Origin of the sequence: Streptomyces sp. NPDC048584 (assembly GCF_043199595.1) — a bacterium.
Classification (GTDB): domain Bacteria; phylum Actinomycetota; class Actinomycetes; order Streptomycetales; family Streptomycetaceae; genus Streptomyces; species Streptomyces edwardsiae.
Window position 1 is genome coordinate 53,493 of sequence record NZ_JBICWF010000017.1, and the last position, 18,374, is coordinate 71,866.

At 69.2% G+C, this 18,374-nt stretch carries 24 protein-coding genes; 8 read left to right on the forward strand and 16 right to left on the reverse strand.

Features of this window, described 5'->3' with window-relative positions; translation table 11 throughout:
- Window positions 1–29: 29 nt before the first annotated feature.
- The 11 genes from ACGFR9_RS30520 to ACGFR9_RS30570 form a co-directional block, all read right to left on the reverse strand.
- A complete protein-coding gene (locus ACGFR9_RS30520; protein WP_393214827.1) occupies window positions 30–1,478 on the reverse strand; it encodes a tol-pal system YbgF family protein in 1,449 nt (482 codons plus the stop codon).
- A gap of 162 nt (window positions 1,479–1,640) precedes the next feature.
- Window positions 1,641–1,868: a hypothetical protein gene (locus ACGFR9_RS30525; protein ID WP_393214830.1), complete on the reverse strand. Its 228-nt coding sequence runs from the start codon at window positions 1,866–1,868 to the stop codon at window positions 1,641–1,643.
- Between the two features lie 329 nt (window positions 1,869–2,197).
- Window positions 2,198–2,665, reverse strand: coding sequence for a pilus assembly protein TadG-related protein (locus ACGFR9_RS30530; protein ID WP_393214833.1), 468 nt, complete (start codon window positions 2,663–2,665; stop codon window positions 2,198–2,200).
- The gene (locus ACGFR9_RS30535; RefSeq protein WP_393214836.1) at window positions 2,662–3,087 is read right to left on the reverse strand and encodes a TadE/TadG family type IV pilus assembly protein; all 426 of its coding nucleotides are present in this window, start codon (window positions 3,085–3,087) and stop codon (window positions 2,662–2,664) included. The genes ACGFR9_RS30530 and ACGFR9_RS30535 overlap by 4 nt, the downstream gene beginning before the upstream one ends.
- Entirely contained in the window at window positions 3,088–3,531 is a 444-nt protein-coding gene (locus ACGFR9_RS30540) for a TadE family protein (RefSeq protein ID WP_234325254.1), read from the reverse strand.
- Between the two features lie 26 nt (window positions 3,532–3,557).
- Window positions 3,558–3,809 (reverse strand): hypothetical protein, encoded by a 252-nt coding sequence (locus ACGFR9_RS30545; protein ID WP_030221948.1) that lies wholly within the window; start codon window positions 3,807–3,809, stop codon window positions 3,558–3,560.
- Between the two features lie 64 nt (window positions 3,810–3,873).
- Complete coding sequence (locus ACGFR9_RS30550) at window positions 3,874–4,803, reverse strand: type II secretion system F family protein (RefSeq protein WP_393214840.1); 930 nt, start codon at window positions 4,801–4,803, stop codon at window positions 3,874–3,876.
- Entirely contained in the window at window positions 4,800–5,756 is a 957-nt protein-coding gene (locus tag ACGFR9_RS30555; protein WP_393215140.1) for a type II secretion system F family protein, read from the reverse strand. The genes ACGFR9_RS30550 and ACGFR9_RS30555 overlap by 4 nt, the downstream gene beginning before the upstream one ends.
- A gap of 52 nt (window positions 5,757–5,808) precedes the next feature.
- On the reverse strand, window positions 5,809–7,116 hold the full coding sequence (locus tag ACGFR9_RS30560) for a CpaF family protein (protein ID WP_393214843.1): 1,308 nt from the start codon (window positions 7,114–7,116) through the stop codon (window positions 5,809–5,811).
- Window positions 7,113–7,958, reverse strand: coding sequence for a hypothetical protein (locus ACGFR9_RS30565; RefSeq protein WP_393214846.1), 846 nt, complete (start codon window positions 7,956–7,958; stop codon window positions 7,113–7,115). Before ACGFR9_RS30565 ends, ACGFR9_RS30560 begins: the two co-directional genes overlap by 4 nt.
- A gap of 17 nt (window positions 7,959–7,975) precedes the next feature.
- Entirely contained in the window at window positions 7,976–8,701 is a 726-nt protein-coding gene (locus ACGFR9_RS30570; RefSeq protein ID WP_393214849.1) for a hypothetical protein, read from the reverse strand.
- 447 nt (window positions 8,702–9,148) lie between these two features.
- Here ACGFR9_RS30570 and ACGFR9_RS30575 point away from each other — a divergent pair, with 447 nt between their 5' ends.
- Complete coding sequence (locus tag ACGFR9_RS30575) at window positions 9,149–9,820, forward strand: hypothetical protein (protein WP_393214851.1); 672 nt, start codon at window positions 9,149–9,151, stop codon at window positions 9,818–9,820.
- A complete protein-coding gene (locus tag ACGFR9_RS30580; RefSeq protein WP_393214853.1) occupies window positions 9,811–10,896 on the forward strand; it encodes a hypothetical protein in 1,086 nt (361 codons plus the stop codon). The genes ACGFR9_RS30575 and ACGFR9_RS30580 overlap by 10 nt, the downstream gene beginning before the upstream one ends.
- A gap of 24 nt (window positions 10,897–10,920) precedes the next feature.
- On the opposite strand, the gene ACGFR9_RS30585 is transcribed toward ACGFR9_RS30580, so the two are convergent.
- The 3 genes from ACGFR9_RS30585 to ACGFR9_RS30595 all read right to left on the reverse strand — a co-directional run bounded on the left by ACGFR9_RS30585 (window position 10,921) and on the right by ACGFR9_RS30595 (window position 13,582).
- The gene (locus ACGFR9_RS30585; protein WP_393214856.1) at window positions 10,921–12,159 is read right to left on the reverse strand and encodes a mucin-2; all 1,239 of its coding nucleotides are present in this window, start codon (window positions 12,157–12,159) and stop codon (window positions 10,921–10,923) included.
- 97 nt (window positions 12,160–12,256) lie between these two features.
- Window positions 12,257–13,072, reverse strand: a complete 816-nt coding sequence (locus ACGFR9_RS30590) for a hypothetical protein (protein ID WP_393214859.1) — start codon at window positions 13,070–13,072, stop codon at window positions 12,257–12,259.
- 21 nt (window positions 13,073–13,093) lie between these two features.
- The gene (locus ACGFR9_RS30595; protein ID WP_311709911.1) at window positions 13,094–13,582 is read right to left on the reverse strand and encodes a hypothetical protein; all 489 of its coding nucleotides are present in this window, start codon (window positions 13,580–13,582) and stop codon (window positions 13,094–13,096) included.
- Between the two features lie 374 nt (window positions 13,583–13,956).
- Between ACGFR9_RS30595 and ACGFR9_RS30600 the strand changes: the two genes are divergently transcribed.
- From ACGFR9_RS30600 to ACGFR9_RS30615, 4 genes are read left to right on the forward strand one after another with little or no spacing between them, the layout of a single operon-like run.
- On the forward strand, window positions 13,957–14,298 hold the full coding sequence (locus ACGFR9_RS30600) for a hypothetical protein (RefSeq protein WP_393214862.1): 342 nt from the start codon (window positions 13,957–13,959) through the stop codon (window positions 14,296–14,298).
- Window positions 14,298–15,794, forward strand: coding sequence for a C2 family cysteine protease (locus tag ACGFR9_RS30605; RefSeq protein WP_393214865.1), 1,497 nt, complete (start codon window positions 14,298–14,300; stop codon window positions 15,792–15,794). The genes ACGFR9_RS30600 and ACGFR9_RS30605 overlap by 1 nt, the downstream gene beginning before the upstream one ends.
- Window positions 15,784–16,113: a hypothetical protein gene (locus tag ACGFR9_RS30610; RefSeq protein ID WP_393214868.1), complete on the forward strand. Its 330-nt coding sequence runs from the start codon at window positions 15,784–15,786 to the stop codon at window positions 16,111–16,113. The genes ACGFR9_RS30605 and ACGFR9_RS30610 overlap by 11 nt, the downstream gene beginning before the upstream one ends.
- On the forward strand, window positions 16,106–16,879 hold the full coding sequence (locus ACGFR9_RS30615) for a hypothetical protein (RefSeq protein WP_393214871.1): 774 nt from the start codon (window positions 16,106–16,108) through the stop codon (window positions 16,877–16,879). Before ACGFR9_RS30610 ends, ACGFR9_RS30615 begins: the two co-directional genes overlap by 8 nt.
- A 25-nt stretch (window positions 16,880–16,904) precedes the next feature.
- On the opposite strand, the gene ACGFR9_RS30620 is transcribed toward ACGFR9_RS30615, so the two are convergent.
- Window positions 16,905–17,165 carry a WXG100 family type VII secretion target gene (locus ACGFR9_RS30620; RefSeq protein WP_393214874.1) on the reverse strand — a complete coding sequence of 87 codons (261 nt, stop codon included), beginning with the start codon at window positions 17,163–17,165 and terminating at the stop codon, window positions 16,905–16,907.
- 213 nt (window positions 17,166–17,378) lie between these two features.
- Here ACGFR9_RS30620 and ACGFR9_RS30625 point away from each other — a divergent pair, with 213 nt between their 5' ends.
- The gene (locus ACGFR9_RS30625; protein WP_030221971.1) at window positions 17,379–17,639 is read left to right on the forward strand and encodes a WXG100 family type VII secretion target; all 261 of its coding nucleotides are present in this window, start codon (window positions 17,379–17,381) and stop codon (window positions 17,637–17,639) included.
- A gap of 87 nt (window positions 17,640–17,726) precedes the next feature.
- Here ACGFR9_RS30625 and ACGFR9_RS30630 read toward each other — a convergent pair whose 3' ends face one another.
- Window positions 17,727–18,029: a hypothetical protein gene (locus tag ACGFR9_RS30630; RefSeq protein ID WP_393214878.1), complete on the reverse strand. Its 303-nt coding sequence runs from the start codon at window positions 18,027–18,029 to the stop codon at window positions 17,727–17,729.
- 71 nt (window positions 18,030–18,100) lie between these two features.
- Between ACGFR9_RS30630 and ACGFR9_RS30635 the strand changes: the two genes are divergently transcribed.
- A complete protein-coding gene (locus ACGFR9_RS30635; RefSeq protein ID WP_393214880.1) occupies window positions 18,101–18,373 on the forward strand; it encodes an SAV_915 family protein in 273 nt (90 codons plus the stop codon).
- Window position 18,374: the final 1 nt, after the last annotated feature.

Below are 18,374 nucleotides of genomic sequence, written 5' to 3' on the forward strand. Positions count from 1 at the left end.
CGTCGGCAGCCCTCACGTCCGGAACCGGGTCACCGGTCGATCAGTGATCTGAAGGCGTTGCGGATGTCGTTGGTGGACGGGGTGGAGCGGACGTCGGAGGGCGGGTCGAGAACGCTCCAGTACGACAGGCGTTCGGGGCAGCTCTCGCCGTTGATCTGCACCTTTCGGTCCGCGACCAGCTTGCCCGTGCGCAGTTCGTAGACCTTCACCGGGATCGCGGTCTTGTGGAAGGTGACGTTGACGATCGTCCCCGGGGACTGCTCGCGCTCGTAGGGGCAGGTGCGCAGGGCCGTTCCGTCCTGCTCCGCTCCCGCGCAGACCACCAGGACGGCCCGGGCGGGGTCGTCGGTCCGCCATGATCCGGGCAGCCGGTCCGTGTAGCCGTCGTTGCCGTGGAAGAGCCCACGGTTGACGCCCTTGCCGTACGGCTTCGCCCCGCTGTACCGCGCCGGGGCGGTGCAGTACTCCGGCTGGTCTCCGGCGGCCGACGTCTCCAGGAGGCGGCGTACGTTCTCCAGCTCGATGGTGAGCGTGGCCTTGCGCACGCCCTTGCGGGCCTGGTCGGCGAGGGTGGCGTTCTCCGGATACTCGTCGAGGAGTTGCTGGTAGCGCGTACGGGCCTGCGTCCAGTCCTCGGCCGTCATGTGGTCGTCGCCGCACTTCACCAGCGCTTTTGGCGCCGTCCGCTCGGCGGTGTCGGCGGACCGGTCGCGGGCGTCCCGGCTCGGTTTCCGGTCGCGGAGCCAGTCGGTCACCGTCACGGTGCCGCACGCGTCGTCGGTGGGCAGGCCGTCGAGGAAGTCGGTCAGGACCGAGCCGGCGATCTCGTCGTTGCCGGGTTCGCCCAGGACCGTCCCGAGCCCGTCGAAGCCCGCTTCGAGCGCCCTGGTGTCGCCGGTCAGACCGGTGGTCAGCCGGGCCCCCGCGTCCCGCAACCGCTCGCAGGTGTCGACCACTTCGTCCCCGCCGGCCGTCCCCGGCGCGTCGGCCACCCGGTGTCCGAACCACACCTCGTCCTGCGCCGACAGCACCTTCGCGCAGTCACCGCCCCGTCGGGCCTCGTCGACGTCCCGCTCGATGGTGTGGGCGTCGAACCGCAGCAGCCCCACGGCCAGCAGAACGGGAAGGGCCACACCCGCGGCGACCAGCCGCTGCCTGCGCGCCGAGGCCGGCCGCGCCCCCGCACGGGCCAGGAACCAGCCATGGGCGACGACGGCCACCCACCAGACGCCCACGACGATCTCGGCCCACGGCTCGGCGGTGGAGACGACGACGGAGACGAGCACGACGGTGACCACGACGGCGGCGACGGCGAGCAGGCGCCGGCCCAGCAGCAGATAGCCGACGCCGAGAAGCGAGGCGTTGCCGAGAGCGACGGCCGGCGGGTCGGCCGCCCGCGGCCCGCGCACCGCGGGCGGCGCGGGTGGTCCGGGCGGAAGCGGCGGTACGGGCGGCAAGGAGTACGTCGGGTCGTCCATTCTGGTCCCCCTGACTGCAGAACGGCATCGCGCACGAGAGCGCCTACCGCTCGTCATACTCCAAAACCCCTACCGCGTCGATGAGTCGACGGAGCAGGTTCCTGCACGGGGGAACAGTGCGGGGCCCCGGCCCGCACCCGGACCGGGGCCCCGCACACGCGCTCAGAGCATCGTGGTACGCGCCGCGCCCGCGTGGCCCGTCGAGGCACCGAGGCCGGCGGAGACGCTGAGGGGGCCCGCTTCGGCGTACACACCCACGCCGACGGAGCCGTGGTCCAGGACGACGGCCACACCGGCGTCGATACCGGCGGAGACGGAGTGGCCGCCGGAGATGCCGTCCAGGTCCGAGTCGGAGATCTCGGCCGTTTCCACCTGCGGGGCAAAAGTCATGGCTGGCCTTCCGTTCATGTCGGGGATTCGCGGCGGGGAATTCGCCGGACGTCCGGAACCGGGGCCGGTCACCGGCGAGCCGCGCGCACCGATCAAAGCACGGGGAACAACAGCCGACCAGCGACGAGCCGTTGACGCACGCAGCCGGGTTCACCACTGTGGTCGTACGGTCACCGAATCGGCCTTCACCTTCACGGCATCCGACGGAACACGCACCGAACGGGGCGCTCTCCCAGGGCTTTTCGACCGCCTCTCGCCCCTCCCCCGCTCCCTGTGCGACCTCCCCGTGAACGGTGTGCAGGTACGCGGGATGTTTCGGGAGGCGGGCCTCAGCCCACCTCGTTCTCCGCCACCGCGCGGCCGTGCACGACCACGTCACCGCCGTAGAACATGCCCGTGAAGACCGGTGCGTACGTCAACCGCACCTCGACCTCGACCGCGTCCACGGTCGCCGCCACACAGTGCGTCGCCGCGATGTCCGGTCCGGACATGTCCATTTCGCGGGCGAACGCCTTCACCCGGGCGTCGCAGTTCTCGAAGTTGATCGGCGCGGGCCCGCCCACGTCGTCGTACAGCGCCTCGCGGTCGATGTCCTGGGCGGCGTAACGGGCCGCCTGTTCCGCGATGTCCGCCGCGCGCTCCCGCTTGGAGATCGACAGGCCGCCGTCGACGACGAAGGCCGCCAGAGACAGGAACACGAGCGCGAAGATGATGACCGCCCCAGCGCCCGAACCCCGGTCGTCCAGCGCCGTACGGCGCTCCGCGACCCGGGCCCGTACATGTGCCGCCGCGCTCACGCCGTCCTCCGGTACGGGTCCAGCGGCGAGCTGAAGCTCGAGGACAGTGTCGTCGGGATGTCCAGGCCCAGCATGGCGAGCCCGCGCACCTCGCAGCTCACCTCGACCGTGAAGATGGTGTCCGGCTCGAAGCCCTGACTCGTCTGTACGACGCTCACCGGACCGGAGCAGACGTCCGCGAGGTTCGCCTCCGCCGCCGCACGCGCCTGAGCCATCGCCGTACCGTGGTCCTTCTGGATCGATCCCGCACGGGCCGCGTCCCGCGCGGCGCCGTCCAGCGCACCGCGCCCGTCGACCAGTTGACCGAAGCCGACCAGCACGAGAATGAAGAGGATCATGACCGGCGCGAGGATGACCACCTCGACCGTGGACAGCCCGCCGTCGTCCGCTCTTCGCCGTCCGGCGCCCGGGGGGAACCCCATCTAGTTCTCCCCCTCTCGCACGAACCGCTCCACCGGCCCCGTCGACCGCGCGTGCACCGTCAGATCCAGGCCCGGGAACACCGTCGGGATACGGGCCGTGATCTCCACGCCCACCGTGTTCTGCTCCGGCTGGAGCGTCTTCACCTCGGGCGCCAGCACCAACTGCGGGCCCAGCTGCCGGATATAGCTGTCCACCACACCCCGTGCCTCGCCCTGCCAGCCGCCCGGCCGGGCGTCCGCCGTCGCGCGCGCCTTGCGCGCACCCGCCTGCGCCGCCGCCTGGGCCACATGATCGGCGAAGAAGTACAGCGCGAACTGCACCGTCGCGAAGATCATGAAGAACAGGACCGGAGTGAGGAACACGAACTCGATCGCGGTCATGCCGGAATCGCCGCGGGCGGAGGCTGCCTCCACCCGTCGGCGTACCCAGCGGCGTACGCGCATTCCCACAAGCCCCGGCGCCGTCGCGGTCAGCAGGTACCGCTCGCGCTGGCACCCTCGATGCAGTCGCCGACCTTCTCGGCGCCGCCCTTCAGCGCGGCGTTGATGATCGCGGCGACCACGCCGACGATCGCCACGACGACCGCCGAGATGATGACCCACTCCACCGCGGAGGCGCCACGGTCCAGTTCGCCGGAGCGGGCGCGCTCCACGCGGGCCCGCATGAAGGTGACCAGGAAGTCCACGGCGGGGATGCCGGTGTGGAAGGTACGTCCGTTCATGACGCGTTGTCCTCTCGAATTCGGTTCACGGAAGTTCTGACGTACGGATCAGGGGTCGCGGTTCTCACACCTGGAACACCCGCATGGCCGCCGGGAAGATCAGGAACACGAGGAATCCCGCGCACAGCAGCAGCTGCGCCACGAGCATCGACTGGGACTTCTCACCCGCGCTGCCCTCGATCTCGGCGAGTTCGCGGTGCCGCATGGTCTCGGCGCGGGAGGCGAGGGACTCGCGCACCTTGGCGCCGTCGTCCGCGACCAGCGCCAGCGACGCGGAGAGGTCCTTGAGCTCCTCCACGCCCAGCTCCTCCCCCAGCTGCCCCAGCGCCTGCCACTGGCTGATGCCGGTGATCCGGGCGTCGGCGAGGGCGCTGCGGATGCGCTGCGTGGCCCAGCCGTCGGACACCTCGGCCGCCGCCATCAGCGCCTCCGGCAGGCCCCGCCCGCCGGCCAGGCTCATCGACACCAGGTCCAGATACGCGCCGATCACCCGGCGCAGATCGCGCCGCTTCTCGGCGGCGTCCCGGCGTACCTCCAGGTCGGGCAGGAAGAAGAACAGCGCCGCGCACAGCAGGGCCATCCACACCGGGATGGCCGGGCTGTCGGCGAGGGCGAGCGCCCACCCGATGGCGAAGAGGAACGGGCCGAAGATCAGGCCCGACACGGCCAGCAGCACCTTGGTCGCCAGGAACTTCTCCCAGCTCCGCTCCAGCACGGCGAGGTCCGCGCGCAGCGACCGCTGCTCCCACCCCTGCTGCAGATACAACTCGGCGATCCGTGCGCCCACTTCGCTACGGAGCGAGCCGAACCGTCCGGTGTCCCGCTCCGTCGTACGGGCCGACTCGTACGCCGTACCGCGCGCCCGCATCGCGTCGATCCGGGCGACCTGGGAGAGCGCGCTGCGCCTGGTGGGCATCAGCGCGCGGACAAGGACGTAGATCCCCAGTCCCAGGACCGCGCCGACGATCACCGGCGTGGTCAGGTCGTCACTCACCGGCGTACCCCCTCTTCCGGCTGGAGCGGCGCCTGCTGACCCGGTACGGCGCCGGGCGTCTGCGGACGGACGAACCGTACCGACGACTCGTCGCGCACCAGGAACCGTTCGGGTGTCTCGATGGTGGACAGCTTGCGCAGCCACCAGAAGCCGAGCGCGAACAGCCCGCACACACAGGCCAGTACGAGCTGTCCGACCGCCGTTCCGTACGGCTCGACGAACTCCCGGTTGAAGATGGACAGTCCGAGCACGAACGCGACCGACACGGCGACGACGATCTGCACGGACCGCCGGGTCGACGCCCGCTGCGCCATCACGCGCTGGCGCATGTCGACCTCCTCGCGCGACGACTTGGCGAGCGCGCCGAGCACCTGCCGCAGACCGGGGCCGCGCAGCCGGGCGTTGAGGATGAGGGCGGCGACGATGATGTCGGCGGAGGCGTCGTCGATCTCGTCGGCGAGCTGCTGGAGCGCGTCCGGCAGCGGGGTGCGGGAGCGCAGCCGGTCGACGAGCGCGTCGAGGTGCGGGCGCAGCACGGGCGCGGCGGCCCGCGCGGACGCCGGGATGGCCTGCTCCAGGCCGACCGCTCCGGCGATGGTGTCGCGCAGCGACTCGGTCCAGGAGGCCAGCGCCTCCACGCGCCGCATCGCGGCCCGCTCCTCCCCGGCTCCGCCGAAGAGGCGGTCCCAGAAGAAGACGAGGACGGCGGCGGCGATTCCGGCGACCGTCCAGCGGGTCAGCAGCAGTACGGCGAGGCCGACGAGCGCGGCGAGGGAACCGCGCCGGCCGGCGAACCGGATCAGCTCGTCGGAGCGCCGTCTCGCCTTCCGCTTCTCGTGCTCGGGCTTCGCGGGCAGTCCGCGTACGGCGACGGCGAGCAGGGCGAGGCCGCCGCCGACGGCGACACCGCACGCGAGCGCGTACAGGACGGTGGTGGAGAACAGCCCGCCCATGGAGCCGAGCGAGTCGAGTGCGGCGAGGTCGGTGGTCGTACGGTTCACCGGCTCACCCCCACGTTCCGCTGGGCCGGTAGCCGTAGGCCATCAGTTCCTCCAGGCAGGCTATGGGGGCGTGCGCGGTGACCCGCCCGTCGGGGGTCTGGGCGAACACCTCGCTGGACAGCACGCGTCCGTCGACGCCGTTGACCTCGCGCACCGAGGTGACCATGCGCTGGAGGCGGCCGCCGCTCTGGTACTCGTTGCGCCGCTGGATGAACACGACGAAGTTCACCGCGCCCGCGATCAGCATCTGGCTGGCCTCGATGGGCAGCCGTTCCGTCGCCTGGAGGGCGTAGGTGGAAATGCGGTTGAACACCTCGCTGGAACTGTTGGCGTGGATCGTGGACAGCGAACCGTCGTTGCCCTGCGACATCGCGTTCAGCATGGTCACGATCTCGTCGCCGAGCACCTCGCCGACGATGACGCGGGAGGGGTTCATACGCAGCGACCGGCGCACGAGCTCCGCCATGGAGATCATGCCCTGGCCCTCGGAGTTGGGCAGCCGCTCCTCGAACGCCACGACGTTGGGGTGGAGATCGGGGAAGGTGTCGAGCCCGAGCTCCAGCGCCCGCTCGACGGTGATCAGCCGCTCCTGCGGCGGGATCTCGTTGGCGAGGGCGCGCAGCAGCGTCGTCTTGCCGGCGTTCGTCGCGCCCGCGATCATCACGTTCTTGCGGGCGCGGACGGCGCAGGCGAGGAAGTGGCCGAGCTCGGGGGTGAGCGTGCCGTTGCCGACGAGGTCGGAGATGAACACCTTGCCCATCCGGGCACGGCGGATGGACAGCGCGGGCCGCCGCGTCACGTCCATCACGGCCGACAGCCGCGAACCGTCCGGCAGCCGCAGGTCCAGCTGGGGGTTGGCGGAGTCGAAGGGCCGGGACGACAGTCCGGAGTAGGCGCCCAGGATCTGGATCAGCTCGACGAGTTCCTCGTCGGTCTCGGCGACGGCGTCACCGCGCACCTCGCGGCCGTCCGAGTAGCCCACGTACACCTGGTCGCAGCCGTTGATGTCGATGTTCTCGACGTCGGGGTCGTCCAGCAGCGGCTGGAGCCGCCCGACGCCGAACAGCGCGGCGTGCACGGCGGCCGCGTACTGCTCCTCCGTCTCGGCGTCCGGCGGGGTCCGGCCCGCGTTGATCTCCGCGCGGGCGTACTCCTCCAGGATCTGGGCGATGACGGCACGGGCGTACTGCCGCTCGTCCTCGGTGGACATCGGCGTGACGCCGCCCACCTGGTCGATGCGGCGCTGTTCGGCGATCCGGTCGCCGGCGTCCTGCCGGAACCGCTTGACCAGCTGATGGTCGACAGCGGTCATCGCCCGGCCCCGTGCGGCTGCCGGCCCTGGTCGGAGGTGGCCGTCCACAGGGCGCCGTACTGCTGGTACACGTCCGCCGTCACCTTGCGGGCGGAGCGGATCAGCAGCGACTTGTCGAGCCGCCCGCGCCTGCGCCCGGCCAGCTGCTCGGCACCGGCCGGGTCGTCGGCGAGGGTGCCGAGCACCCGGGCGCCGGTCTGCGCGTGGACGAGCATGTCGTTGACCTGGGACGCGAGTTTGGCCGCGCTGCCGGTCTCGGCGACGAGGACGACGCCGATCACCGGATTGCCGAGGGTGGCGGCACCGCGCTGCCCGCCGTGCAGCTTCCCGGCGAGCGCGGCGGCCCGGTCCCGTACCCGTGCCAGTGCCTCGGGTTCGGTGCGGGAGATGAGCAGGACGAGGGAGGCGTGCGGGAACAGCTCCATGGCCGGGGTGTCCCCGCTGATCCGTCCGCAGTCGGCGATGACGTCGGCGGGCGCGTGGGGGGAGTCGGCGAGCGAGGCGAAGGCGTGCCCGAGCGTCGGCCACAGCCCGGCGAGCCCGGTGGCCTGCTCGGCCACCCCGAGCCCGACGAGCACTTCGAGCCCGCCGCTCAACGGCTGCACGTGGTCCCAGAGTTGGTCGGGCGCGAGTCCGCGACGCGCGGTGGCGGCGATGGACAGCATCCCGGTGTTGGGGTTGAGCGGTCCGCCGTGCGCGGCGGCGCTGCGGTACACGAGGTCACCGCCCGCCGGGTCGGTCTCGGCGAGCATGACCCGCCGCGGCCAGACCGCCGCGAGAGCGACGGCCGCGGTGGTGACGCCGGGAGAACCCTTGTCGGCGGCGAGGGCGATGAGGGCCATGGGTCGGGTGCCGCCTTCTAGTTGCCAGATACGAGGACGAGTGCCACCTCGCCGTTGGAGGCGGCCTGAGTGAGCGCCGCGGCGTCGGCGCCGGTGACGAGGAGGGTCACGGGAAGGCTGGAGCTGCTGACGATGTCGCCGCTCTTCTTGTCCTGTACGAAGTCCACCCGTGCCTTGTCCACGACCAGGGTGTTGGCGTCGCCGGCGGAGGAGCCGCCGTCGGCGTCGGAGTCCGAACCGGACCGGGCGGTGCCGCCGACACGGTAAGCGGCGACGGTGTCACCGGACTTGATACCGGTCGGGTACTGCCCTTCCTTCAGCGACAGCCCCACGAGCGCCTTCCCCGCGGGAACGCTGGCCTCGTCACCGAACATCTCACCGACGGCGACGACACCGCCGGGGATGGTGCTCTTGGCCTTCAGCTTCTTGAGGGCGTCGAGCTGGGTGTACTCGACGTAGTGGATGTCCGGGTCCTCGGCGACCATCACCGACGTGGTGTTGGCGTCGGTGACGCTCTGGCCGGCCGGGATCTCCGCGGTGATCTTCACGACCTCGATCCGGTCCCCGACCTGCAGCACGAGCATCGTGGCACCGAGCGCGCCGACCAGGATGAGCAGCACCGCCAGCGCGGCCAGCGCCGGTTTGCGCTCGCGGGGCGGCGTGGGAAGCCGGTCCCCGACCGCCGGCCCGGCCGGTACCGCGGAACGGCCGGCGCCCGCCCCCGTGCGCTCCTGGATCTTCACGCGACCGCTCCCCGTACACCCAAGACGATGACTGCCAAGTCCTATGAATTCGCGGACACCACGACCGTCCGGACCTACCCGCCCGAACCGGGCAAATAGCCAACACCGAGGCGGGTGTCAAGCGATGGCACCGTATCAGCCACACACAACCCCCTCAAGGCCGAACCGGCCCCACCCGCACCCCCACTCATCAGCAATTTCACCTTTGAACAACCCTGCCGAACCCCCGCCCCACCAGCCAGAATCCAACGCACCCCGCACGCCTCGTCACCTGGCGCACATACCCCCTCCGCAATTCACTCACGAGAACGGCGGACAAAGGCACACATGCGACTCGGCCCGACGCGTACAAGCGCTTCAGCGGGGGTGAGTTCGCGTTGGCGAAACCGCTAACCCCGTCGATATCGTCGGGGCACTCGCTACGTCTCGTCCCACGGGGAGCTCACTGTGAAGCGTCGCACTTTGCCCGTTGCTGTCGCGTTCGCCGCCGCCGCGTCCTTGCTGCTGTCGGCCTGCGGAGGCGGGGACGACAAGTCCGGCGACAGCGACGAGATCGCCGGCGCCGACCAGGGGACGGAGAAGCCGAGCAAGTCGGCGGACCCCTCGGGAGCACCGGCGGAAGACAAGCCGGACGGCGTGGACGTGTCCCTGCCCGCGGACATCAACCTGGTCTTCGACTGGAAGAAGCCGGGCAACGAGAACGAGGCGGCCGCCATGGACGACGCGGCGAACTTCTTCCGGGCGATCTATCGGGGGGTGGACAAGCGGACGACGGAGGACGCCGCCGTCGTCACCTACTCCACAGGCGACGGCCTGAAGTACGCGAAGACGCAGATCGGCGCCAGGCTCGAAGGTGGCTGGACGTCAACCGGTACCCGGCGCCACTACCAGGCCAGCACTCGGTCCACTCCGAACGGCAACTCGGTGGAGGTCGCGTTCTGCGTGGACTCGACCAAGTTCTATTCCAAAGAGGTCAAGACCGGAAAGGTCCTGAAGGGCACGCCCAGCATCACGGACTTCGACTACTTCAAGCTCATCATGGTCAAGCTCCCCACCGGGGAGGGCCTGTGGCGGGCGTCCAAGGTGTCCGTCGAGGCAAAGGCGGCGAAGTGCCGGTAACCGGTTCACGGACGGCCCTCAAGGCCGGCACTGCCGGTCTGACGCTGGCCCTGGCCATCGCCCTCGCGGGGCCGGTCCACGCGGGAGAGCAGCCGAGCAATACTCAGGGCGCCACCACGGAGGAGAAGGGCGGCAGCACCGACACCGGCATCTACGCCGCCGCCCGCATCCTGTACTCAGGCTCGGTCGCCGAGAACGGCGGTACGGGAAACGTGACCTCCACCGACGTCAATTGGGCGCCCCCACCCTGCTGGTACGCCCCATATCTCGGCGCCGAGGACTTCAAGACGAAGATGTCCAGGGACCTCGAGCACGCCGCTTCCCTCCCCGGAATGACGGGGCACGCGGGCGCGGCGATCGGCGAGACGAAGCGGCACTACGAGGACGGGTACGGCTGGACCGACACCCCCGGCTACGAGGACTACAACGTCGACAGGGACGGCGAGGGCATGTTCTGGGCCGGCGTCGAGAACCCCGACGAACCCGACCTCCTGAAGCGCAGCTCGTGCACGGACCTCCCCTTCTGGGTCGACAACGGCGAGGCCCCGCCGCCCCAGCACGAAGAGGCCATCACCCCGGAGATGCTCGCCGCCCTCGCCTACCAGCACATGCAGTTGCCCGACACCGAGGTCAGCCTCAAGCCCGAGGACACCACCAAGGTCAACCTGCCGACCTGGGCCTGGCTCGACGAGGCCGTCTTCGACGAGGTCAGCGCCACGGCGTCCATCGACGTCCCCGGCTTCGCCCTCCGGGCCACGACGACGGCCGAGCCCGTGTCCTTGAAGCTGGAGCCGGGAACCGGCGACGCCGTGACCCACCCGGCCTCCGGCGAGTGCGCCATCAACGCCGACGGCTCCATCGGAGAGCCGTACGCCAAGGGCAAGGCCGACCGCACCCCACCCTGCGGAATCACCTACCTCCGCTCCTCCGGCGAGGGGACCTTCAACCTCCAGGCCACGATCACCTGGCACATCACCTGGACCGGCACGGGCAACACGGGCGGCACCCTCCCCAACGGAACATTCGCCCACACCCAGACCATCACCGTCCAGGAGATCCAGTCCATCAACCGCTGACCTCACCTCAGCTCGTACGCTGGATCAATCAAAGGGATTGAGGGCGCTGCCCAACTTCTTCGCGCCGTCGGCCAGCTTGCCGGCACCTTCTGCGGCCTTTTTGCCCGCCCAGGCTCCCGCGTCGGCGATCTTCCCGGGAAATTCTTTGATCTTTTCCCGGTTCTGCCAAAGGGTGACTCCACCGTAAACCGCTCCGGTGACCACCGCCGCACCAATGGTCACCGGGTTGGGCGCCACCATGGCTGCGGTGAGGGAGGCGTTGAAGGCCACTCCGGACACCTTCGAGACGTATCCCAACTTGTCCCGCTTGAAGGCATCGGCAGGATTCCCCTCCTGTATGAGATCGAACGCGCCGACACCCGTGGCCACGGCGCTTCCGCCAATCCCGGCTGCCCGCCACCAGCCTGCCGTACGCAGCGCGGCGCCCGTACCGGACCTCAACGCCCCCAGCCTGCTCGCGCCGGCCGCCCGGGACGAGTTACCAACGTTGTTGCCGACCTTCAGGAGGTTGGCCTCCCAGGCATGCAGCCGTCCACCATGGAGTTGGGCAAGCCTGTCCGATCCGGTGAGCACATCAAGAACCACAGGGGGTGTGCTTCTGCCGATCTGCGCACCCAGCCTGGCGATTCGGGCGGGAAGCAGGGACGGTGGACGGCCTTTGAGGATCTGGGCAAGTGTGGTTCCCGGCGCTTTCAAGAAGTCACCGTGCTTGAACCGCTTGATCAGACTGAGTGTTCCCAAGGTCGCCATTTTGAAGGCGCCCGGGACGGTGGACGCGAGGGCGGTGATCTCTATGTAGTCACCAACCACCTCACCGAAGTCTTCATTACCGCTGACTTTGGCAACGGCATCTCCGGGAATTCGCTGCAACCAGTCCTGATAAGTTTCACCGGGTTCACGCTTGAGCCATGCGGCATCGAACTTGTCGCCGCTCGCGATGGAGGCATTCGCGATCAGCATCGCGTCCGGCGGGAGTGTCAGGCCGTTGAGTTCCTCCGGTCTGAAGCCCGCGTACAGGGCGGCGGCTTTGGGATCGCCCTTCTCCGCCCGCAGGATGGCGGCCCGCCGTCGCAGGTCGGTGGCGGTCTCGCCGGTCCAGGACCGTAGAGGCTTCAGTGCGGCCAGCTTGTCCTGCACGCCGAGCCGGGACGCCCGGGTGAAGGCCTCGTCGAGTTTGTCCTTCAGATTCCCCCTGCCGTCGAACAGCTTCGCCAGGTGTTCGAGGTCCGACGGGTTGGCCATGCGCTTTGAACTGTCGCTCATTTCTCCCCGTATTCATCTGCCGCGTTCCACGCGGGATGCCTGAAGACGGATTCCCGGCGGAACACCGAACGGTGTCAGGATCCGCTCGACGACGAACTCAGGAGGTCTGCGCCTGAGCAGTGGCGAGTTGTGCCCCGTCCGGGAGCAGGGCCGTGATCAGGCGCCATAGCTCCTTGGCCGAGGTCCGTCGCACCCGCAGCTCGCTGTTCGCATCCACCTGACCGTCACCGACCGGTTCGGCCGGCAGTTCGCGCAGCCAGTAGCCCTCCAGGCCGCAGTCCCAGACCGACAGCGCCGCGACAGAGAGTCCGCCCGGGTCTCGCTTCCCTTGCGCTCCCTGCCAGACCACGGTCATCCGCCACATGCAGTTCAACTGAGCGAGGGTCTCCGAGAGCCGCAAAGGCGCTCCGGTCGCTTCCGCCACGGCCTCCGGCTCCTCGAACTCACCGGCCTCCATCCGCTCGACGACCTTGTCGAACAGCCCCATGGACGACGCGATCACCTCGCTGCCGTCCGCCTCGTCGGTGAAGTCCCTGTGCAGGTCCACCATCCTGGCCAGGGACCACACCAGGGTCTCGGGCTCGGCCGGCACGTACTCGGACTCCGTCGAACCGGGCCACGCCTCGTGGACGAAGATGAATTCGTCGCCGATGACAGCCCCATTGCTGGTGACACCCTGTGGTCCGGTGACCTCCACGCGCACGATGACACGCGGCGCCATCAACGTGGAAACCAGCGGATAGAGATCGGCAACGATCTTGTCATCTCCGTCGAGCAGCCCCGCTTCCCTCAACTCGTCCCGCGCCTGCGACAACTCGTCCGGCAACCGGTCCTCCTCGACGAGGACCCCGAGCACGCTGATATGGGCGTCGGACAGCCGCAGCCGACGTCGCGCCGTATCCAAGGAAGGCATTCTGTTGTATCCCCCAGGAAATCAGAGAAAATTGCACCGGTTCAGAAAGCGCCCAGGCATCGACACCAGAGCACCGGGCATCGACAGATTCCGCGTGTACACGGCCTCCAGTACGACGGCGAGGCTGATGTCAAGGGCGTCCGGTGCGCCTGAGCAGGTCCCCGAGAGGGTCTGCGGGTTGTTCCAACTGGAACGCCTCATGCGGACACTCGCGCCCGGCCGGGCCAGTTCATGGCTGCGCTTGCCGCCCGTCTGGACATAGGTGTACGGACGCCCCTTGACCTGTAGGCGAAGGGCCCGCCCCTGTCGGCCCGGCAGATAGACGTTGCGGGAGAGGTCCGCCGGATCCCAGTCGACGCGTAGTTCCCCTCTGGCCAGGAGCGGGCGCCGGAGGTAGCGCAGTCCCAGATATGTGACGAGGGGGACACTGTCGCCGCTCACCGCCACCTCGCAGTACTCCGGCGGATAGTCGCTGTGCTCCGTCGGAAAGGTCAGCTCGATACCCCCCAACCCGTCGACGGTGCCGACCCACGAGAAAACCTCCCCTCGGCGCCCTCGGGACGATGCCGTGCGCTGGAGCTCGAAGGAAACCCCACTCATCCACGTGCCTCCGGACCACAAAAACGACATAGGTGAAATTGTGACGCAATCACCGCATCAACCCCAGTACGGGAAGGGTTCACCACGCCATAGGCCAGTAAAGCAAAGGTAATCAATGTGCCGCCCTGCACCCGAATCCTTATGTGGCGGGTCTGCGCCGGTCGCGGATATTTCTGTCCGCAACCATGGCACGTGACCGGTTCTCGTATGCTTCACCGGCGATCCGGTGCGTCAACTTGCGTGTTACCGCCGGACAATTGCGGTCAACGGGGAGGAAGTCGGCTGTGGGGCCTGCGGATGCGGACAGTGGTGCCGAGTTGAGGAAGCGGGCCGGGCGGTTGCGGGAGTGTGCGCGGGAGGCGCGGACGCTGGCGCGCAGTCTGGGGCCGTTTCTCGACGACGCCGTGAAGAAGGCGACTCCCCGGGCGGCGCACGGTACCGACGCCATCTGGCAGGGGCCGTACGCCGACGAGTGCACCGCCCTGTTGCAGCAGCGGCAGCGCAGTCTGGGCGGTATGGGCGGCGCCCTGCTGGCCGATGCCACGCGGTGGGAGAGCCAGGCCGACGAACTGGACCGGCAAGCCAAGGAGAAGGACAAGGCCAAGACCGGGACGGGTGGCAACTGATGGGATTCAGAGGCTTCGACGCCCCGAAGCTCACCGCGCTCGCAGGCGACCTCGACACCCTCGCCGGCAACGCGGGCAAGCTGCACAGCCGGCTGGCCGCGCTTCTGACCTCCGCCCAGCAGGACCTGCCGTCGGGGCAGAGCGCCTCCCGCGACCCCGATCTGCAGGCGCTTGTCGGGGACCTCGTCCCGATGCCGTCGTTCTTCGGCGGGCGCCGCCGGCTGCCCGGTTCCCTGTCCGGCGAACTGGGCGACATGCAGGCGTCGATGAAGCGCCGGATCAAGCAGTTGGAGGGCGTCCGGGAGTTGGCGGGGAAGGGGTATCCCGTCGCCGACGGAAGCGTGTTCCTCGACGAGAACGCCCCCGACGCCAAGAAGATCGACGAGGCCCTGCGCAATCTGCGGGCCCTGGACGGCAAGGACTTCGGCACCAACGGCAACCGCGACGACCTGGAGAAGATATCCGGCGAACTCGACGGGCTGACGGCCGCCGAACTCGACGCCCTCATGACGAAGGCGTCCCCGAAGGACCTCGCCTTCTACAACGAACTCCTGACCGACACGGGCGACTCCCTCTGGAACCCGTTCGACGAGAACGGCCTCCCCGAGGACAGGCGCCGGGACACCCTCAGCCTGATGCTGTCGAAGATCAGCCCCCAGAACGTGCCCAGGTTCCAGACCGCCTTCCCCGGCACGCAGCCGACGTTCACCAACACCGGCGCGTACGAACAGGGCGGCAACAACCAGAACGGCCAGACCAACAGCGGCATCCACTGGGCACCACCCGGCGACCCGCTGTTCCAGAACGGCGTCTCCGCCGACGACGTCAACCAGAACCAGTTCGGTGACTGCTGGTACGTCGCCTCGCTCGCCGGCCTCGCGCAGAAGAACCCCCGGTTCGTCCAGGAGGGCATCAAGGAGAACCCGAACGGCACGGTCAGCGTCCGTGTCTGGGACAAGGAGGGCACCTACCACTGGGTCACCATGACCGCCGACCTTCCCACCGACCAGAACGGCAACCCGATCAGCACGTACGGCAACGGCGAGTCCTGGCCCGCGTACTACGAGAAGGCCTTCGCGATGGTCTACTCCGAGGACGGGGACGGCGAACGCGGCTACGGCGGCATCGAGGGCGACGACCCGAAGAAGTCCGCCCCCTACCTCACCGGCCAGGAGGGCGAGGACCTGAGAACCGGTGGCTTCCTCGGCCTCGGCGAGCACGACGACAAGAACCTCGGCTCCCTGAAGAGGGCCTTCGAGTCCGGGCAGGTCGTCACCGTCTCCACACCGGCCGACGAGAGCCTGGACAAGAACCACCCCCAGGAATGGGGCAGCACCTACCACAGCAACCACGCCTACTACGTCCGCGGCTTCACCGACGACGGCAAGGTCATCCTCGGCAATCCCTGGGGAACGTCCGGCTATCCGCCGATCACCGTGACGCAGGAGCAGTTCGACCAGTACTTCCAGTCGCCGGAGGCGTTCGATGTCCCGTGACCACCAGCCCGACCGCCCCCAGGTGAAGTATCCGTTCGAGATCGACGGCCGCTGGGTGCTCCGCTACCACATTCCGTACACCGTGGAACACGACGGTCACACCCACCGGATCGTCGCCACGATCTTCGCCCAGCCGTCCGTGCACGGCCGGATCCAGATCAACCGCGACGGACAGTTCATCGCCGAGTACGACGAACTGGTTCCCGGGAGTCCGGTGGAGATCACCGGGGATGTGTGGCGGGTGACGGAGGTCGAGTACCGGACCCATGTCGTCCTGGAACGCGCCCCCGAGGAGACGAAGGAGGAAGCCGGTGAGTAGGTACCGCATCGCAGTGCCCGCGCTGGCCCTGCTCACGCTGGCCGGCTGCGGGTCGTCGTCCGGCGGGGGCGGCGGGGAGCCTACGAACGCACCCGAGACGACCCGGGCGGCACCCGGGGACAAGGGCCCGGTCTGTGCCGGAGAGAAGTCGCCGGAGGGGCCGCACGTGCTGCGCGGCGGCGGCTTCCGGCTGCCGGGCGGCGGGGGTGTGCAGTACGCCGGTGCCGACGCCGACGGCACGACCCGTACGGCGACCCTGCGGGACGGGGAGCGGTACGAGTCCGGCCAGCGGGAGTGGACGGTCGAACCCGGCTCCGAGGTCACCGTCTCCGGCCACGCCTACACCGTCCGGCAGATCTGCTCGTACCGCGTCGTACTCGAACCGAGGACCGCCGAGGACAGGACCGCGCTCGCCGCGGCCCCCGAATCCATGAAGCCGCCGGGCGGACCGGCGGACGCACCCCTGTGCTTCACCACCAACGGGGCCGTCCTGGCCGCCGCCGCGGCCGGCTTCCCCGCCGCGGGCGAACAGCTGTCCCTCGTCGGCAACGGCGGAGTCCAGCGCTTCCCGACCGGCCTGTCCCTCACCGTCTCCTACCTCGACACGAAGACGGGCACGGCCGGCATCGCGGCGAACTGCGCGACGATCCCGGTCGCCGCCTACAAGGACGTACGCGTGGGCGATCCCGTGGAGTTCGCGGGAGTTGGGTTCGAGGTCTCGGAGATCACCGAGCAGGCCGTGCGGCTCGCACGGACAGGAGATTAGCGAGCCGGCCGACGCATCCGCTTTCCTACTTCTTCTTGTCCTGGAGGTCCTTGGCATCCTGCGTGCACTGCTGTGCCTCGTCACGCAGGGCCTTGGCGACCGTGCCGCACTTCGTCTGCCAGCCCTTCAGCTTGCCTCGGACGTCGTCGGCGTTGGGGCCCGACCAGGACTTCATCCCGGTGGTGCCGTGGTTCTTGGCCGTGTCGACCAGTGAGTCGATGTGGTCGGCCAGCGAACGCAACTTGCTCGCGCGCTGGTTGAGTTCCTGTATGTCAGGATGTGCCATAGCAGCCTCCCCCGCTGTCCGGACGGCCAGGATACGGTCGCAGCCTCCCGTGCGCCCCGGGACCCCGTCGGCCGGTCCTCGCCGGACACGCACATGTTGTTCACCGAACGGTCCCAACCCTTCTGCGCCAGACAGGAACTGGGCGTGGTGCGATAGCGTCCACTGTTGCAAACGGACAGTCCGCTTGTTCCTGATGACACGGGGAGGATCACCATGGATCGCGGTGCAGATCTCACACGGCTCCGGGAGTTGTCGAAGACGTACGCCCGCAAGGCGCACGACCTTCAGCTCCTGATCAAGGACCTTCAGACGGCCACGGCCGACAGCACCGGCTACTGGAAGGGCCCGAAGGCCGACCGGTTCCGGGACGACTGGCGCGACGTGAAGCCGACCTTCGAGAAGTGGGTCGACACGCTGAACGAGGCCAGCAAGTCCGCGAACACCAGCGCCGACAACATCGAGCGCGCCACCTGATCCCAGGGCGGAACACGCGGAGTCACGAACCGGCCGGGGCGCCGGGGCCAACCCCTTGAGGGTGACGGCCCCGGCGCCCCGCCGTTGTCAGGCGCCCGCGCGGTACGAGCGGGCCTCCGCCGCCGACACCTTCTCCGGCTCGCCGCGGATGGCCGCGTCGAGGAGCGGCAGCAACAGGCCCATCTGCTGCCCCAGCCTGCGGTGCCGCCCGGCGAGCTCCCGGTGCCAGGCCCGCGCGTTCTTCCCCACCCAGACCTTTTCGCCCCCGAGGTCCTCCGCCGGTGCCTTGAGAGCCCGCGCCAGGTCATCCACCTCCTTGGCCAGGTCACCGCGCAGCTTCCGCAGATCCGCTTTCCGGGGATTGGGAATACCGGCCTCAGGTCCCGTCATTTCTCATACCTTCCGACTTTCATATTCCGTTGGGAATTGCTCCCGCTCTCGGCGCCTCATAATCTAAGCCGGTGACTTCCGAATACCTCGTCCTGCCGACGATGAGCAGCTCCCCTCCCGACGACGAAGGCACGGTCGAGGTGACGCTCGTTCCCGTCACCGGTGCCGATGGGCAGGAGCAGCTCGTCGCGCTCGCGTTCACCTCGGTGCCGCTGCTGGTCGAGGCCATGGGTGAGCGGCAGCCGTGGGCCGTCCTCCCGGTGGGGGAGGTCGAGGGCGCGTTGGAGGGTTCGGGCGCCCGGAGCGTACTCGTCGATCCTCGGCTCGCCTCGGACGAGGAATAGG

Excerpts from the sequence above, each read along its gene's own strand:
- ACGFR9_RS30520 (WP_393214827.1), bottom strand. The coding sequence starts at position 1,478 with ATGGACGACCCGACGTACTCCTTGCCGCCCGTACCGCCGCTTCCGCCC.
- ACGFR9_RS30525 (WP_393214830.1), bottom strand. The coding sequence starts at position 1,868 with ATGACTTTTGCCCCGCAGGTGGAAACGGCCGAGATCTCCGACTCGGAC.
- ACGFR9_RS30535 (WP_393214836.1), bottom strand. The coding sequence starts at position 3,087 with ATGGGGTTCCCCCCGGGCGCCGGACGGCGAAGAGCGGACGACGGCGGG.
- ACGFR9_RS30540 (WP_234325254.1), bottom strand. The coding sequence starts at position 3,531 with ATGCGCGTACGCCGCTGGGTACGCCGACGGGTGGAGGCAGCCTCCGCC.
- ACGFR9_RS30545 (WP_030221948.1), bottom strand. The coding sequence starts at position 3,809 with ATGAACGGACGTACCTTCCACACCGGCATCCCCGCCGTGGACTTCCTG.
- ACGFR9_RS30555 (WP_393215140.1), bottom strand. The coding sequence starts at position 5,756 with ATGGGCGGGCTGTTCTCCACCACCGTCCTGTACGCGCTCGCGTGCGGT.
- ACGFR9_RS30560 (WP_393214843.1), bottom strand. The coding sequence starts at position 7,116 with ATGACCGCTGTCGACCATCAGCTGGTCAAGCGGTTCCGGCAGGACGCC.
- ACGFR9_RS30565 (WP_393214846.1), bottom strand. The coding sequence starts at position 7,958 with ATGGCCCTCATCGCCCTCGCCGCCGACAAGGGTTCTCCCGGCGTCACC.
- ACGFR9_RS30585 (WP_393214856.1), bottom strand. The coding sequence starts at position 12,159 with ATGAGCGACAGTTCAAAGCGCATGGCCAACCCGTCGGACCTCGAACAC.
- ACGFR9_RS30590 (WP_393214859.1), bottom strand. The coding sequence starts at position 13,072 with ATGCCTTCCTTGGATACGGCGCGACGTCGGCTGCGGCTGTCCGACGCC.
- ACGFR9_RS30605 (WP_393214865.1), top strand. The coding sequence starts at position 14,298 with ATGGGATTCAGAGGCTTCGACGCCCCGAAGCTCACCGCGCTCGCAGGC.
- ACGFR9_RS30610 (WP_393214868.1), top strand. The coding sequence starts at position 15,784 with ATGTCCCGTGACCACCAGCCCGACCGCCCCCAGGTGAAGTATCCGTTC.
- ACGFR9_RS30620 (WP_393214874.1), bottom strand. The coding sequence starts at position 17,165 with ATGGCACATCCTGACATACAGGAACTCAACCAGCGCGCGAGCAAGTTG.
- ACGFR9_RS30625 (WP_030221971.1), top strand. The coding sequence starts at position 17,379 with ATGGATCGCGGTGCAGATCTCACACGGCTCCGGGAGTTGTCGAAGACG.
- ACGFR9_RS30630 (WP_393214878.1), bottom strand. The coding sequence starts at position 18,029 with ATGACGGGACCTGAGGCCGGTATTCCCAATCCCCGGAAAGCGGATCTG.